We start from the raw sequence: 14,876 nt of genomic DNA, 5'->3' as shown, positions 1-14,876 counted from the left end.
CCGAACGGCGCGGGACGGGCCCCGAATTCCCGTCCCCGGCCGGGGACGAACACGACCGAACCCCCACGAAGGGAGACGGCCGGAAGGCGCCGCCAGGGCGCGGGGTCCGACCACGGAGTCCGGCCGCGGGGTCCGACCACGGAGTCCGGCCACGCCGCCGGGCCGCCGGTCGGCTCAGGAGGCGGGAAGGGCGCGCGCCATCGCGGCGATCGTGTCCGGGCCCACCCCGCAACAGCCGCCGAGGAGTCGGGCCCCCGCGGCCAGCCACGCCGGGGCGAGCGAGGGCAGGGACGGCGGGGAGGACGGCCGACGGGCCGAGCGGCTCCAGGCGCCGCTGTTGGGGTAGGCCACCGCGGGCCTGCCCGTCACCGCCGTCGCGCGGGTGACCGCGGGGAGGACATCGGCGGGCGCGCAGCAGTTCACGCCGACCGCGACCACCTCGTCCGCGGCGGCGGCCGCCCCGAACGCCTCGTCGAGCGGCTGCCCGGCGCGCGTCGCCGCGCCCGCCACCGTCAGGGAGAGCCAGGCCGGAACGCCACAGCCGCGGACCGCGCGCACCAGGGCCTCGGCCTCGACCGCGTCCGGGATCGTCTCGAGCGCCAGGACGTCGGGCCCCGCCGCGAGAAGGGCCTCGATCCTGGGGCGGTGGAAGCGTTCGAGCTCGGCGGCGCTCAGTCCGTAACGCCCCCGGTACTCGCTGCCGTCCGCCAGCGTCGCGCCATAGGGGCCGACCGAGGCGGCCACCCAGCGCGCGCCCGAGGCGCGCGCCAGGCGCACGCTGTCGCCCAGCAGCCGCGCCGCCGCGCGCCGTCCGATGCCCCGGCGCGCGAAGCCCTCGAACGACGCCTGGTAGCTGCCGGAGATCACGACCCGCGCGCCGGCGCGCACATAGGCCGTGTGCGCCGCGAGCAGCTGCTCGGGCTCCTCCACGAGCAGCCGCGCCGTCCAGAGCTCGTCGCCCAGGTCGCGGCCCTGGGCGACGAGCTGGTCGGACAGCCCGCCGTCCAGCACCACGGGCCCCGACGGCGGCGGGAACGACATCAGAGCTGCGGCATGACCTGGGAGGCGATCAGCTCCAGGTGGTCGAGGTCGTGCAGGTCGAGCACCTGGAGGTACATCCGCGACGAGCCCACCGCGGCGAACCGGCCGATCGCCTCGACCACTTCGGACGGCGAGCCCGCGAGGCCGTTGCGCCGCAGCTCGTCCGCGTCGCGGCCGATCGCCTCCGCGCGGCGCGCCACCTCGGCGTCGTCCCTGCCGACGCACACCACCAGGGCGTTGGAGTAGATCAGGTCGTCCGGCTTGCGCCCGGCCTCCTCGGCCGCCCTCGCCACCCGCCCGAACTGGGCGGCGCTGTCCTCGACCGAGGCGAACGGCACGTTGAACTCGTCGGCGTAACGGGCCGCGAGGCGCGGCGTCCGCTCCTTCCCCATGCCGCCGAGCAGCACCGGGATCCGCGCCTGCGCGGGCTTGGGCAGCGCGGGCGAGTCGGTGAGCCGGTAGTGCTCGCCCTCGTAGGAGAACGTCTCCCCCACCGGCGTCCCCCACAGCCCGGTGATGATCGCCAGCTGCTCCTCGAGGCGCGGGAACTTGGCCCGGGGGAACGGGATGCCGTAGGCGGTGTGCTCGGCCTCGTACCACCCGGCGCCCAGGCCGAACTCGACGCGCCCGCCCGACATCGCGTCCACCTGCGCCACCTGGATCGCCAGCACGCCGGGCAGCCTGAAGGTGGCCGCGGTCATCAGCGTGCCCAGCCGGATCCTGCTGGTCTCCCTGGCGAGCCCGGCCAGCGTGAGCCAGGCGTCCGTGGGCCCGGGATCGCCGTCGACGTCGCCCATCCTGAGGTAGTGGTCGGACCGGAAGAAGGCGTCGAAGCCCAGGTCCTCCGTGGCCTTGGCGACGGCCAGCAGGGTGTCGTAGTCGGCGCCCTGCTGGGGTTCGGTGAAGATGCGCAGATCCATGGGTCCCATTGTCCGCCGTCGCGCGCGCCGCCCGTCCGCGGGGCACGCCGCGGAGCCCCCGGCCTCCGCGCTCAGCGCGCGAGCGGCACGTGGCGGCCGTCGGTGCGGACGCGGAGGTGGCTGTTCTCGCGGCTGTTGAGGTCCTCGAGCACCGCCTGCGCCTGCATCTCCTCGGCCCGCGCCAGGTCCTCGCGGCCCAGCCCGCGCAGCGCCGCGGCCCGCCATGTCCGCTGCTGGGCCACCACGATCGGGTCGAACGGCTGCTCGGCGGCGTGGGCGAGCGCGCGGTCGGCCCAGCGGGCCGCCTCCTCGAACTCGCCGATCTCCAGGTGGTATTCGGCCAGCACCCCCGCGGCGATGGTCCGCTCGTAGGGCAGCGGCGCCGCCTCGTAGTTGCGGGTGAGCAGGCCACGGGCCTCGTCGTGGCGGCCGAGGAACAGCTGGCAGCGGCCGAGGTTGTTGATGATCTGCGGCCTGAACTCCGCCATGCCCGTCTCCGCCACCTCGGCCAGGGCCCGTTCGGCCACCTCGACGGCCTCGGTCAGGCGCCCGGCGGAGCCCAGGCACGGCACCAGGTTCAGGGTCATGACCAGGGCGTCCATCCTGCGGTCGACCGAGCGGCACAGCTCGATCCCGCTGCGCAGCAGCTCGACGCCCCGGTCGCCGCTGCCCTGCTGCCCCGCAGCCTTGCCCAGCTGCCCGTACGCCACGGCCTGCGCGAAGCGGTCGCCCCTGCGGCGGCCGACGTCGAGCGTGATGTCGCACAGCCGCCGCTGGGCGCGCCAGCTCAGCCGCATCCCGAAGTAGCTCTCCAGGGCGCGCACGCACTCGAGCGAGAACGTGGACAGCGGCGCGCCGCCCAGCTCGTCGCCCGCGTCGTACTCGGGCGCCGACAGCTGCTGCGCCAGTGAGATGACGTCGTCCAGCACCTCGTCGGCCCACGGCAGCGACTCGTCGACCGAGGTGAACGGCCGCCCCTGCGGATAGCGGTCCGCGCCCACCTGGTACCGCCTGCGGTAGTAATCGGGCAGCGCCAGCGGGACGTTGACGCGGTAGAGCGAGCCCAGGTACCAGCGCGCCAGCTCGGCCAGGCGCTCGGTGGTGCCGCGGCGCGGCAGCCTGGCGGCCTGCCAGGCCGCGGCCGAACGCACCAGGTCGTGCAGCGTGTAGACGTCGGGCCAGGGGCTCTCGGCGATCCTCGCCTCCACCAGCCGCTCGAGCGCCCGCCGCGCCTGCCAGGCCTGGCAGCCCACGAGCGCGGCCACCGAGCCTGGGCTGAACGAGCGGACCGCCGCGGCGCCGAGCAGCGGGAACATCCCCGCCGCCCGCCGGTCCTCCGGCTCGGAGCCCGCCGCGAGCTGGTCGATCGAGACCATCAGGCTGGCCCGCAGATCCAGGTCGTCGGTGGTCAGCTCGTCCATGCGGCGCCGCTCGTCGCGCAGCACGGCGATGAAGTCGGCCACCGACCAGCGGGGCCGCGCCGCCATCCGCGCCGCCAGGATCCGCAGCGCGAGCGGCAGCCGACCGCACAGGCCGACCAGTTCCTCCCACTGCGCGCGCATGCCGCGCTCAGCGCGCCCGACCGCGACCGTCCGCACCAGGGCCACCGCCTCCTCGGTGGTCAGCGGGCCCAGGTGCAGATGGCGCCCCGGCGCCAGGCCGGTGAGCGCGGTGCGGCTGGTCACCAGGGCGGCCGAGCCGGGCTCGACGGGCAGCAGCGGCCCCACCTGCGCCACGTCGAGGGCGTTGTCCAGCACGAGCAGCACACGGCGCGCGGCGAACTGCTCGCGGTAGAACGCCGCTGCGGCCGTCGGGTCCTGCGGCACCTCCTTGCCCGGGGTGCCCATCGAGGCAAGCAGCACCCGGCGCGCCTCGGCCAGGTCGAGCGGGGGGTTGCGCGGGTCGGCGCCGCGCAGGTCCACATAGAGCAGCCCGTCGGGGAAGCGGTCGGCCGCCTCGCGCGCCGCGCGCACCGCGAGCGTGGACTTGCCCACGCCGCCAGGACCGTCGATCAGGCAGACGGCGGGCGCGGCCGACGCGCCGGTCAGCCACGAGCGGAGCCGGGCCAGCTCGAGCCCTCGGGCGACGAACGTCGCGCCGGGCGAGGGGAACGGCGCGAGGCGCGCCCTGGGCAACTGGGCCCGCGCCTCGGACGCCGCGTCGCGCAGGGCCCGTTCGAGCACCTGCTGCTCGACCGTGCGCCCGCAGCGGCGCAGCGCCGCGATGGCCTGCCGGGTCAGCCGCTCCCTGTGCGGGTGCGCCCGCGCCGCGGCCAGCAGGTCGTCGGCCACCTCGGCGTGCCGCCCCAGGGTCAGGCTCAGCTCGGACCAGTCCTCGAGGGCCGCGAGCCGCAGCTCGGCCAGCGGTGGCTCGACGGCCGCCCGCAGCGGCCCACGCGGCACGTCGTCGAGCGGCGTCCCGCGCCACAGGCCGAGGGCCCGCGCGAGCAGCTCGGCCGCGCGCTCGGGCTCGCGCTCCGCCACGGCGCGCGCCTGCCGCACCGCCGCGTGGAAGCGCCCCAGGTCGGTCTCGGTGGGAACGACCGCGAGCCGGAAGCCGTCAGGCTCGGTCATCAGGCGGGCCTCGGGCAGCATCCGGCGCAGCCTTGCCACGCAATCGCGGAGGGTGGCCGCCGCGTCATCGGGCGGCTCGGGCCCCCACACCTGCTGGACGAGGACCGCGGTCGGCACGACCTCGCCCGCACGCAGGGCCAACGCCGCGAGAACGGCACGCAGTCGGGGGGCCGTCACGGGCAGCGGGGTGCCGCCGTCCGCCACCACCTCCAGCGGGCCGAGGAGCCGGATGTCCAAGGGAAACCCCCACCGCCGATGCCGTGGCTCTCCACTCTACTGCCCGGAAGCGCGCTCCCTCATGGGCTGAAGAATGGCCACACACTCCAGGTGCTGGGTCATCGGGAAGAGGTCGAACGCCCGCAGGAAGCGCGGCGCGTACCCCGCCGCACGGAAATGGGCCAGGTCACGGGCCAACGCCGCCGGGTCGCACGCCACATACGCGACCCGGCGCGCGCCGAGCGACGCGATCCGCCGCACGACGTCGTGCCCCGCCCCGGCCCGGGGCGGATCCAGGACAACCAGGTCGGCCCGGGTGATACCGGTCCTGGGGAGCACCCGTGCCACGGGCCCCTGTTCGACGCGAACACGCGGAAAATCGGCGAGATTGTGCCTGGCGTCCCGCACGGCCCGTGCGGACGCCTCGATGCCGAGGACCGCGCCGCCCTCGCCCACCCGGTCGGCCAGCGCGCCCGCGAACAGGCCGGCGCCGCAGTAGAGATCGAGCGCCATCTCGCCCTTGCGCGGCGTCAGCCCGCGCATCACCGCGTCCACCAGCAGCCCGGCGGCCTCGCGGTGCCCCTGCCAGAAGCCGCCGCCCGACACCCGCCAGGTGCGGCCGTCGGCGCGCTCCCGCAGGAACGCCCTGCCGTGCACCCGGTGCACCTGCTGCTCGCCGCCGCGCCCCCGGCTCTCCTCCGCGCGCATCACGGACACCGGCCGGTCGAGCGCCACCAGCGGCAGCCGCCCCCCTGGCCGCGGGGTCAGCACCACCATCCGGTCGCTCGAACCCGTCGCCGCCGCGGCCTCCACCGTGGCGATGCCGGGCCATGAGTGGCGTTCGACGCCGAGATCGGTGATCTCGTCGGCGGCGATCAGGCAGCGGTCGACGGGCTCCACCTCGTGCGAGCGGTGGCGGCGCAGCCCCGCCCTGCCCTCGTCGTCCACCGCGTACTGCACCCGGGTGCGCCAGCCCCGCACCTCGCCCGCGGGCACCTTGTCCCCGGGGGCGGGCTCGACCGTGCCGTCCCAGCCCGCCTCCTGCGGCGTCAGCCCGGCGAGCGCGCGCAGCTGCTCGGTCAGCACCTCGCCCTTGAGCCGCCGCTGGGCGCCCGGCTTCGCATGCTGCCAGTCACAGCCGCCGCAGCGCCCGGGCCCGGAGAACGGACAGGGCGCGGGGACGCGGTCCTTCGACGCGGTCAGCACGCGCACCGCGTCGGCGCGCAGGAACCGCGCGTCCGCGTGCCCCTCGGTGACCCGGGCGACCACGCGCTCCCCCGGCAGCGTGTGGCGCACGAAGAGGACGCGGCCCTCGGCGGTGCGGGCCACGCAGTGCCCGCCGTGCGCCACCGGGCCCACCTCGACCTCGTACTCCTGGCCCACCAGGGAGGCCGCCTCGGTCGTCGATGTGTCGCTGGCCATCAGGCGGCGCTCCAGGGGGATCGTTCGGGGGAAAAAACCACGGCCTTCCAGTCTACGGGCGGTGTGTCCCGTGCCTGACCCCGCGCCTGACGCCCCGGGGGCCATGGCGCTCGTGGCGGCGCTTCAGCCGCCTGCGGGCGTTCTCCGCCGAGGCCAGCTGCCACGGGACCGAGGTCACGGTGACGCCGGGGGTCAGCAGCAGCCTGGCCTTGAGGCGCAGCGCGCTCTGGTTGTGCAGCAGCGCCTCGTACCAGTGGCCGACCACGTACTCGGGGATGATCACGCTCACCACGTCGCGCGGGTGGGCCCGGCGCAGCTCCTTGACATAGGCGACGACCGGGTGCGTGATCTCGCGGTAGGGCGCGTCGAGCACCGTGAGCGGGACGTCGACGTGCCGCTGCTTCCACTCGGACGTGAGCTTCCTGGTGTCCGTGGGGTCCACGGCGATCGTGACGGCGACCAGGCTGTCGGAGCGCAGCAGCTTGGCATAGGCGAGGGCGCGCATCGTCGGCTTGTGGATCTGGGAGACCAGCACGACGGCGTGGACCTGGGAGGGGCGCATGTCCAGCTCCTCCTCGGGCACGTCGAGCGCCAGCTCGTCGGCGACCGCGTCGTAGTGCCGCCTGATGCCGGTCATCACCGCGTAGAAGAGGGCCATGCCGACCAGCGAGACCCAGGCGCCATGGGTGAACTTGGTGAGCAGCACGATCACCAGCACGCTCGCGCACAGGGCGGCGCCGAAGCCGTTGAGCGCGCGGGCCCTGTGCATGCGGCGGCGGGTGGCCTGGTCCCGCTCGTCGGCGAGCAGGTGGTTCCAGTGCTTGACCATCCCGGTCTGGCTGAAGGTGAACGAGACGAACACGCCCACGATGTAGAGCTGGATCAGCTGGTTCACATTGGCGCGGAACGCGACGACGAGCAGCCCGGCGAGCAGCGTGAGCAGCACGATGCCGTTGCTGAACGCCAGCCGGTCGCCGCGCGTGTGCAACTGCCGTGGCAGGAAACGGTCCTGGGCCAGGATCGAGCCCAGCACGGGGAAGCCGCTGAACGCGGTGTTGGCGGCGAGGAAGAGGATCAGCGCCGTCACGGCGGCCAGGCCGTAGAACGCCGGCGAGCCGTTGCCGAACACCGCCTCGCCGACCTGGGCGATCACCGGGTCCTGGTGGAAGCCGTGCCCGGCGGGCTCCCCGTCGATGATCAGGTCCCTGGCCGGGTCCTCGGCCACCCGCACATGGGTGTGCAGCGCGAGCGCCATGATGCCGAGGAACATCACGCTGGCCAGGGTGCCCATGATGGCGAGCGTGCCTGCGGCGTTGCGCCCCTTGGGCTCGCGGAACGCGGGCACGCCGTTGCTGATCGCCTCGACCCCGGTGAGCGCCGCGCAGCCCGAGGAGAACGCCCGCAGCAGCAGGAACGCCGTCGCCAGGGACGACAGGTCGGTCTGCTCGGGAACGATGTCGAAGTCGGCCGACGGCGCGCGCATCGTGTCGCCCATCAGCGCCTTCAGCCCGCCCCACGCGACGGTCAGCAGCACGCCGACGACGAACGCGTAGGTGGGGACGGCGAAGAAGGTGCCCGACTCCTTGACGCCCCTGAGGTTCATCAGCGCGAGGGCGAGGATGACGACCAACGCCCAGGTGATCTCGTTGTTCTCGACGATCCCCACCGCCGAGCCGAGGTTGTCCACGCCCGCCGAGACGGAGACGGCCACGGTCAGGACGTAGTCGACGAGGAGCGCGCTGCCGACCATGAGCCCCGCCCGGCGCCCGAAGTTGGTGGAGACGACCGCGTACGCGCCGCCGCCGTTGGGGTAGGCATGGACGGTCTGCCGGTAGGAGGCGACCACGGTGATCATCAGGATCACGACGGCCACCGTGATCCACACGCTGTGGTGATAGGCGGCCAGCCCCGCGATGGACAGTATGAGCAGCACCTCGCCGGGGGCGTACGCGACCGAGGAGAGCGGGTCGGAGGCGAAGACGGGCAGGGCGATGCGCTTGCGGAGCAACGTGTCCCTGAGCGCGTCGCTGCGCAGGGCGCGGCCCAGCAGCAGGCGCTTGGGGTGGTCCATGGAGCACACCGTACGCCGGGCCCGCCCCTGAACCGGACAGCCGATGACCTGCCCGGTAGCGTGGTCCGCACCGAAGGAGACCTATGCACATCGTGATCATGGGCTGCGGACGGGTCGGCGCGACCCTGGCCCAGAGCCTGGAGGAACGCGGCCACACCGTCGCGGTCATCGACCGGGACCCGACCGCGTTCCGCCGCCTCGGCTCGCGCTTCGGCGGCCGCCGGGTGACCGGACTCGGCTTCGACCGTGACACGTTGAACGAGGCCGGGCTCCAGGACGCGGGCGCGTTCGCCGCCGTCAGCAGCGGCGACAACTCCAACATCATCGCGGCCCGCGTCGCCCGCGAGGTCTTCGGCGTCGAGAACGTCACCGCCCGCATCTACGACCCCGGCCGCGCCGAGGTCTACGAGCGCCTCGGCATCCCCACCGTGGCCACGGTCCGGTGGACCGCCGACCAGATGCTGCGGCGGCTGCTGCCCGCGGGCGCCGAGCCGCTGTGGCGCGACCCCAGCGGCGGGGTGCAGCTGTCCGAGGTCCATGTGGCCGCCGCGTGGCTCGGCCACACCGTGAGCGCCTTCCAGGAGCGCACCGGGGTGCGGGTGGCGTTCATGACCCGGATGGGCGAGGCGATACTGCCCACCGCGCGAACGGTGTTGCAGGAGGGCGACCTGGTGCACGTGATGATGTACGGCGACCGGGTGGCCGAGGTGGAGGCGGCGTGCATGCTCGGCCCCGAGGAGCCCCGATGAGAGTCGTGATCGCGGGAGCGGGCGCGGTGGGCCGCTCCATCGCGGCCGAGCTGCTGGAGAACGGGCACGAGGTGCTGCTCATCGACAAGGCGCCGGGCGCCGTCTCGGTCGAGCGGGTGCCCGAGGCGGAGTGGCTGCTCGCCGACGCGTGCGAGATCGCCACGCTGGACGAGGCGGCCCTCGAGCGCTGCCAGGTGGTGATCGCGGCCAGCGGCGACGACAAGGTGAACCTCGTGGTCTCGCTGCTCGCGAAGACCGAGTACGGGGTGCCCCGGGTGGTCGCCCGGGTCAACCACCCCAAGAACGAATGGCTGTTCAACGACGCGTGGGGCGTCGACGTGGCCGTCTCCACGCCGCGGCTGATGTCCGCGCTGGTCGAGGAGGCCGTCAGCATCGGCGACCTGGTGCGGCTGCTGCGCTTCAGCCAGGGCGAGGCGAACCTCGTGGAGATCACCCTGCCCGAGGGCGCGGGCCTGGTCGGCACGCGCGTGGGCGAGGTGGCGTGGCCGCAGGACACCGCGCTTGTCACCATCATCAGGGGCGCGCGGGTGCTGATCCCGGACCCCGACGACGCCCTCGAGGCGGGCGACGAGCTGCTGTTCGTCGCGGCGCCTGCGCGGGAGGCGCAGCTGGAGAAGCTGCTGTCGCCGCGCCGGGGCGGCGACGAGGACGCCTGAGGACGCGCGGGCGGGCGTCAGTCGGAGGCGCGCGAGCCGAGCCGGTCCTTCTCGCCCTCGGGCGGGCCCGCCTCGGCCGCCCCCCCGCTGCTCGCCGCCTTCTTCTCGGCCTCCTTCGCGGCCTCCTTGGCCTTCTCGCGCTCCTCCCACTCCGCGATCACGTCGATCGGGGCCGGCGCCTTCACCAGGATGATCCAGGTGAGGTAGACGGCGAGCAGGAACGGCGGGATGCCGAGGGCCACGCGGAGCCAGCCGAGCTGGGTGGCGTCGCCCCAGAAGTAGATGGGGAAGGTGATCGCCGACTTGCCGAGCAGGATCGCGCCCCACACGTAACTGGCCTTGGTGTAGGCCGCCTTGCGCCCTGGGTTGCGGGTGCGCCAGGAGAGGTTCTCCTTGAACACCGGGCCCAGGACCACGCCGAGCAGCGGCACCCCGGCGAGCGAGGTGGCCACATAGGCGACGCCGAGGCCCAGGGTGTAGAGCATGCCGGGGAGGTAGAAGTTCTTCGCGTCGCCGGACATCATCGCGAAGAGGGCGCCGAAGGCGACGCCGAAGATCCCGCCGAACGCGTGCTTGGCGGTGTCCCGCTGCGCGAGCCGGGCGACCAGGAGCACGGCGGAGAGGCTGAGGGCGGCGGCGGCCGAGACGTTGATGCTTCGGTTGATCGTGTAGCTCAGCACGAAGACCAGGCCTGGGACCGTGGTCTCCACCATGCCGCGGACGCCGCCGAACGCCTCGAAGAACGCCTCGCGCGTCGCCGCCTCGTCCACCTCGGGGGGGCCTGCCTCGTCCGCTCGGCGCTCCGGTGGGTTCACCTGGCTACTCCTGTCCACGGGGTTGCAGCTGGTAACGGGGATTGAACAACACCGGCCTGCCGTGCGTCACCGTGACCCGCCCTGAGGCGACGAGGGAACGCCCTGGCTCGATGCCCGCGATGGCGCGCCGCCCCAGCCAGACCACCTGGAGCGAGGCGCTGCCGTCGTCCAACTCGGCCTGGAGCGCGGGCAGGCCCGCCACCGTCCGCTCGGTCACGGTGCGCAGCGTACCGGTCACCCGGACCACGGGGCGACCGGCAGGGCCCTCGCCGCAGTCCCCGATGCGGGTGCAACCGGCGTCGGGAGGCTCGTCCGCCGCGCTGAGATCCTCGCCCTCGCCGGGGCCGTTCCGCCCCAGGAGCCGCCACAGCCGCCCCCCGCGCTTCCGGGTCCCCGAGCCACCATCGGCACTCATGCCATCAGCGTAACGTGGGCGGGCCCCGCCGGGTCCTGGCCCGGCGGATCCCGATCAGCGCTCGAACCGGTATCCCATGCCGGGCTCCGTGATCAGATGGCGTGGCTCCGAGGGGTCGACCTCGAGCTTGCGGCGCAGCTGCGCCATGTAGACCCGCAGATAGTTCGTCTCGGTGCCGTAGGACGGGCCCCAGACCTCCTGGAGCAGCTGCTTCTGGCTGACGAGGCGCCCGGTGTTGCGGATCAGCACCTCGAGCAGGTGCCACTCGGTCGGGGTGAGGCGGACGTCGCGCCCCTCGCGGTGGACCTTCTTGGCCGCGAGGTCGATGGTGAAGCCGCCGATCTCCACGACGGCCTCGTCCTCCGCGGCGCTGGGCTCGGCGCGGCGCACCGCGGCGCGCAGCCGGGCCAGCAGCTCGTCCATGCCGAACGGCTTGGTCACGTAGTCGTCCGCGCCCGCGTCGAGCGCCTCGACCTTCTCGTCCGAGGTGTGGCGGGCGGAGAGGACGATGATCGGGACCCGGGTCCAGCCGCGGATGCCGGTGATGACCCGGACGCCGTCCATGTCGGGCAGGCCGAGGTCGAGGATGATCACGTCGGGGTGCCGGTCGGCCGCGAGGCGCAGGGCCGAGGCGCCGTCGGCGGCGGTGTCGACCTCGTACTTGCGCGCCTTGAGGTTGATGACGAGCGCCCGCAGGATCTGCGGCTCGTCATCGACCACGAGGACCCGGTGCATGGGCTGTCTCCCGTTCTGTCCTGGCCGTCTGGCGTGCGGTGGGGAGGGTGAGCACCATGGTCAGCCCTCCGCCGGGGGTGTCCTCGGCGTGCAGGGTGCCGTGCATCGCCTCGGCGAAGCCGCGGGCGACGGCGAGCCCGAGGCCGACGCCGTTGCCCCTCGGGGTGTCCCCGTACCGCTGGAACGGCTCGAATATCCGCTCCTTGTCGCCCTCGGGAACGCCGGGCCCCCGGTCGACGACGCGCAGCTCGACGGTGTTCCCGAGGCTGCTGGCGCGGACGAGGACGCGCTGGCCCTGGGGGCTGTACTTGACGGCGTTCTCCACGATGTTGGCGACGCCGCGCTCCAGCAGGCCCGGGTCGGCCGCGGCGAACGGCAGCGACTCGGGGATGTCGAGCTGCACCTGGGAGACGTCGGGCATGCCGGTGAGCGCCCTCGGCACCACCTCGTCCAGGTCGATCTCGCGGATCAGCGGCTCGACGGTGCCCGTCTGGAGCCTGGACATGTCCAGGAGGTTCCCGACCAGCTGGTCGAGGCGGTCCGCGCCCTGCTCGATGGCCTCGAGGAGGTCGGCCTCGTCCTCGTCGGACCAGGCGACGTCGTCGGAGCGCAGGCTGGAGACGCTGGCCTTGATCGCGGAGAGCGGGGTGCGCAGGTCGTGCGAGACGGCGGCGAGGAGGGCGGTGCGGATCCTGTTCCCCTCGGCCAGCTTGTGCGCGCGGACCGCCTCGTCCTTGAGCCGCTGGCGGTCCAGGATCGCCGCGGCGTGGGCGGCGAACGCGGTCAGCACGCGGCGGTCCTCGGCGGGCAGCACCCGGCCCGAGAGCGCGAGCATGGTCCGGTCGCCCACCGGCACGTCCACGTCGGCGTCGTCGGGCTTGTTGAGCGGGCGGGCCTGGTCGGTGACGGAGACGCTGCCGACGCAGGACCACTTGCGGCGCTCGGGGTCGCGCTCGAGCAGGGCGGCCGCCTCCATGCCGAACGTCTCCCTGGCCCGCTCGAGCAGGGCGGTGAGCGAGTCCTCGCCGCGCAGCACGCTCCCGGCGAGCAGCGTCAGCGTCTCGGACTCGGCGCGCAGCCTGGCCGCCTGCTGGGTGCGGCGGGCCGAGCGGTCCACCACGGTGGCGACGGCCACGGCGATGGCGAAGAACACGACGATCGCCACGACGTTGTGGCCCTCGGAGACCGACCACTGGCGGGTGGGCCTGGCGAAGTAGTAGTTCAGCAGGAGGGAGCCGACGAAGGCGGAGACGACGCCGGGGTAGAGGCCGCCGGTCAGGGCGGCCAGCACGGTGACCGAGAGGAACAGCAGCACGTCGCTGGCGAACTCCGCGCCCGGCGAGGGCTCGGGCATCGCCAGGGTCAGCAGCAGCGGACCCGCGATGCCGATGATCCAGCCGGTGATCAGCCGGGAGCGGCCCAGCCTGGCGCCGCGCGCCGAGGGCAGCCCCCGGCCCTTGGCCACCTCGTCGTGGGTGACGATGTGCACGTCGATGTCGGAGCCCGACTCGCGGGCCACGGTGGAGCCCACGCCGGGCCCGAAGATGTACTGCCACGCCTTGCGGCGGCTGGAGCCGAGCACGATCTGGTTGGCGTTGACCCCGCGGGCGAAGTCGAGGAGCGAGGCGGGGATGTCGTCGCCGATCACATGGTGAAACGATCCGCCGAGCTGCTCGACCAGCGTCCGCTGGGCGGCCAGCTCGCGCGGGGACGCCGAGGTCAGGCCGTCGGCGCGGGAGACGTAGACGGCCAGCACCTCGCTGCCCGAGCTCTTGGCCGCCATGCGGGCCGCGCGCCGGATCAGGGTGCTGCCCTCGGGGCCGCCGGTGAGCCCGACGACGATGCGCTCCCTGGCGTGCCACGTGGACCGTATGCCGTGCTCGCTGCGGTACCGCTGGAGATAGGCGTCCACGCGGTCGGCGGTCCACAGCAGCGCCAGCTCGCGCAGGGCCGTCAGGTTCCCGGGTCTGAAGTAGTGCGACAGGGCGGCGTCCACCTGGTCGGGGGCGTAGATGTTCCCGTGGGCCATGCGGCGGCGCAGCGCCTCGGGCGCCATGTCCACCAGCTCGATCTGCTCGGCGCTGCGGACGACCTCGTCCGGCACGGTCTCGCGCTGGCGGACGCCGGTGATCGACTCCACGACGTCGCCGAGCGACTCCAGGTGCTGGATGTTGACCGTGGAGATGACGTCGATGCCCGCGTCGAGCAGCTCCTCGATGTCCTGGTACCGCTTCTCGTTGCGGGATCCCGGCACATTGGTGTGGGCCAGCTCGTCGACGAGGGCGACCTTCGGGGCGCGGCGGATCACGGCGTCCGCGTCCATCTCGCTGAAGACCCGCTCGCGGTACCTGAACTCCGTGCGCGGGACCTGCTCGAGCCCCTGGAGGAGGACCTGGGTGCGGGGCCTGTCGTGGTGCTCGACAAGGGCGACGACCAGGTCGGTGCCGCGCTCGGCGCGCCGGTGGGCCTCGGAGAGCATGGCGTAGGTCTTGCCCACGCCGGGGGCGGCGCCCAGATAGATCCGCAGTCTGCCGCGACGTGCCATGTTTCCATTCTCGCTCACCCGCCGTCGGTGCACGCCCGCCCCGGGACGGGGGCGGGCGGGCGCCGGGTGCCTCGTGGAGGCGGCGGTGTTCAGCCCTGTGCCAGCTCGCGCAGGGCGAGGTTGAGTGCGAGGACATTGACCCGTTCGTTGCCGAGGAAGCCCAGGTCACGGCCCTCGATGTGGTCCTCGACCAGGCCCGCGACCTCGTCGGCCGACAGGTCGTTGGCCTCGGCGACCCGGTGCGTCTGGATCGCGGCGTACTCGGGCGAGATGTGCGGGTCGACGGCGGACCCCGAGCCGGTGACGGCGTCGGGCGGCACCTCGTCCTCGCGCACGCCGTTGAACGTGGCGACCTGCCGCCTGGCCTCGGCGACCGTCTCCACCAGCGTGGGGTCGCTCGCGCCGAGCTGGCCCGATCCTGTGGCGCCTGGGTCGTAGCCGCTGTGGGACGGGCGGGGCTGGAACCACCGCGGATCGGGGTCGCCGTCCGCGTCGTTCCAGGTCTGGCCGATCAGCTCGGAGCCGACCTCGCGGCCGTCCGCCTCGACCATCGAGCCGTTGGCCTTGCCGGAGAACGCCGCCTGCGCCACGCCCGTGATCACCGCCGGGTAGATCACGCCGGTGACCAGGGTGAGGACGAGAAGCGCCCTGAGCGCCGCCCACAGGGGGCGCGCCATGACACGTGGGTTGAAGGACA

At 73.8% G+C, this 14,876-nt stretch carries 12 protein-coding genes; 2 read left to right on the top strand and 10 right to left on the bottom strand.

Going from position 1 to position 14,876, the window contains the following annotated elements; genetic code table 11:
• Positions 1 to 174: 174 nt before the first annotated feature.
• From mmuM to D7318_RS20455, 5 genes are all read right to left on the bottom strand, one after another.
• A complete protein-coding gene (gene mmuM / locus D7318_RS20475; RefSeq protein ID WP_120698578.1) occupies positions 175 to 1,041 on the bottom strand; it encodes a homocysteine S-methyltransferase in 867 nt (288 codons plus the stop codon).
• Positions 1,041 to 1,961, bottom strand: a complete 921-nt coding sequence (locus D7318_RS20470; protein ID WP_120698577.1) for an LLM class F420-dependent oxidoreductase — start codon at positions 1,959 to 1,961, stop codon at positions 1,041 to 1,043. The genes mmuM and D7318_RS20470 overlap by 1 nt, the downstream gene beginning before the upstream one ends.
• Positions 1,962 to 2,032: 71 nt before the next feature.
• A complete protein-coding gene (locus D7318_RS20465) occupies positions 2,033 to 4,771 on the bottom strand; it encodes an AfsR/SARP family transcriptional regulator (RefSeq protein ID WP_120698576.1) in 2,739 nt (912 codons plus the stop codon).
• Positions 4,772 to 4,807: 36 nt separating this feature from the next.
• Positions 4,808 to 6,172, bottom strand: a complete 1,365-nt coding sequence (locus tag D7318_RS20460) for a class I SAM-dependent RNA methyltransferase (protein ID WP_120698575.1) — start codon at positions 6,170 to 6,172, stop codon at positions 4,808 to 4,810.
• A 52-nt stretch (positions 6,173 to 6,224) separates the two neighbouring features.
• Positions 6,225 to 8,243: an APC family permease gene (locus D7318_RS20455; RefSeq protein WP_120698574.1), complete on the bottom strand. Its 2,019-nt coding sequence runs from the start codon at positions 8,241 to 8,243 to the stop codon at positions 6,225 to 6,227.
• Between the two features lie 83 nt (positions 8,244 to 8,326).
• On the opposite strand from D7318_RS20455, the gene D7318_RS20450 reads away from it, so the two are divergent.
• Positions 8,327 to 8,992, top strand: a complete 666-nt coding sequence (locus D7318_RS20450) for a potassium channel family protein (protein ID WP_120698573.1) — start codon at positions 8,327 to 8,329, stop codon at positions 8,990 to 8,992.
• On the top strand, positions 8,989 to 9,669 hold the full coding sequence (locus tag D7318_RS20445) for a potassium channel family protein (protein WP_120698572.1): 681 nt from the start codon (positions 8,989 to 8,991) through the stop codon (positions 9,667 to 9,669). The genes D7318_RS20450 and D7318_RS20445 overlap by 4 nt, the downstream gene beginning before the upstream one ends.
• A 17-nt stretch (positions 9,670 to 9,686) precedes the next feature.
• Here D7318_RS20445 and D7318_RS20440 read toward each other — a convergent pair whose 3' ends face one another.
• The 5 genes from D7318_RS20440 to kdpC all read right to left on the bottom strand — a co-directional run bounded on the left by D7318_RS20440 (position 9,687) and on the right by kdpC (position 14,856).
• A complete protein-coding gene (locus D7318_RS20440) occupies positions 9,687 to 10,484 on the bottom strand; it encodes a DUF3159 domain-containing protein (protein ID WP_408055518.1) in 798 nt (265 codons plus the stop codon).
• 4 nt (positions 10,485 to 10,488) lie between these two features.
• Positions 10,489 to 10,899 carry an OB-fold nucleic acid binding domain-containing protein gene (locus D7318_RS20435; RefSeq protein ID WP_120698571.1) on the bottom strand — a complete coding sequence of 137 codons (411 nt, stop codon included), beginning with the start codon at positions 10,897 to 10,899 and terminating at the stop codon, positions 10,489 to 10,491.
• Between the two features lie 54 nt (positions 10,900 to 10,953).
• Complete coding sequence (locus D7318_RS20430) at positions 10,954 to 11,634, bottom strand: response regulator (RefSeq protein WP_120698570.1); 681 nt, start codon at positions 11,632 to 11,634, stop codon at positions 10,954 to 10,956.
• The gene (locus D7318_RS20425; RefSeq protein ID WP_120698569.1) at positions 11,609 to 14,179 is read right to left on the bottom strand and encodes an ATP-binding protein; all 2,571 of its coding nucleotides are present in this window, start codon (positions 14,177 to 14,179) and stop codon (positions 11,609 to 11,611) included. The genes D7318_RS20430 and D7318_RS20425 overlap by 26 nt, the downstream gene beginning before the upstream one ends.
• A gap of 89 nt (positions 14,180 to 14,268) precedes the next feature.
• Positions 14,269 to 14,856 carry a potassium-transporting ATPase subunit KdpC gene (gene kdpC / locus D7318_RS20420; RefSeq protein ID WP_408055517.1) on the bottom strand — a complete coding sequence of 196 codons (588 nt, stop codon included), beginning with the start codon at positions 14,854 to 14,856 and terminating at the stop codon, positions 14,269 to 14,271.
• Between the last annotated feature and the right edge of the window lie 20 nt (positions 14,857 to 14,876).

Source organism: Streptomyces radicis (genome assembly GCF_003626575.1).
GTDB classification, from domain to species: domain Bacteria; phylum Actinomycetota; class Actinomycetes; order Streptomycetales; family Streptomycetaceae; genus Streptomyces; species Streptomyces radicis.
Note: the sequence above shows the minus strand (reverse complement) of the source record. Positions and strands in the feature narration are given on the sequence as shown.

Excerpts from the sequence above, each read along its gene's own strand:
- D7318_RS20430 (WP_120698570.1), bottom strand. The coding sequence starts at position 11,634 with ATGCACCGGGTCCTCGTGGTCGATGACGAGCCGCAGATCCTGCGGGCG.
- kdpC (WP_408055517.1), bottom strand. The coding sequence starts at position 14,856 with ATGGCGCGCCCCCTGTGGGCGGCGCTCAGGGCGCTTCTCGTCCTCACC.
- D7318_RS20470 (WP_120698577.1), bottom strand. The coding sequence starts at position 1,961 with ATGGATCTGCGCATCTTCACCGAACCCCAGCAGGGCGCCGACTACGAC.
- D7318_RS20445 (WP_120698572.1), top strand. The coding sequence starts at position 8,989 with ATGAGAGTCGTGATCGCGGGAGCGGGCGCGGTGGGCCGCTCCATCGCG.
- D7318_RS20435 (WP_120698571.1), bottom strand. The coding sequence starts at position 10,899 with ATGAGTGCCGATGGTGGCTCGGGGACCCGGAAGCGCGGGGGGCGGCTG.
- D7318_RS20460 (WP_120698575.1), bottom strand. The coding sequence starts at position 6,172 with ATGGCCAGCGACACATCGACGACCGAGGCGGCCTCCCTGGTGGGCCAG.
- mmuM (WP_120698578.1), bottom strand. The coding sequence starts at position 1,041 with ATGTCGTTCCCGCCGCCGTCGGGGCCCGTGGTGCTGGACGGCGGGCTG.
- D7318_RS20455 (WP_120698574.1), bottom strand. The coding sequence starts at position 8,243 with ATGGACCACCCCAAGCGCCTGCTGCTGGGCCGCGCCCTGCGCAGCGAC.
- D7318_RS20450 (WP_120698573.1), top strand. The coding sequence starts at position 8,327 with ATGCACATCGTGATCATGGGCTGCGGACGGGTCGGCGCGACCCTGGCC.
- D7318_RS20425 (WP_120698569.1), bottom strand. The coding sequence starts at position 14,179 with ATGGCACGTCGCGGCAGACTGCGGATCTATCTGGGCGCCGCCCCCGGC.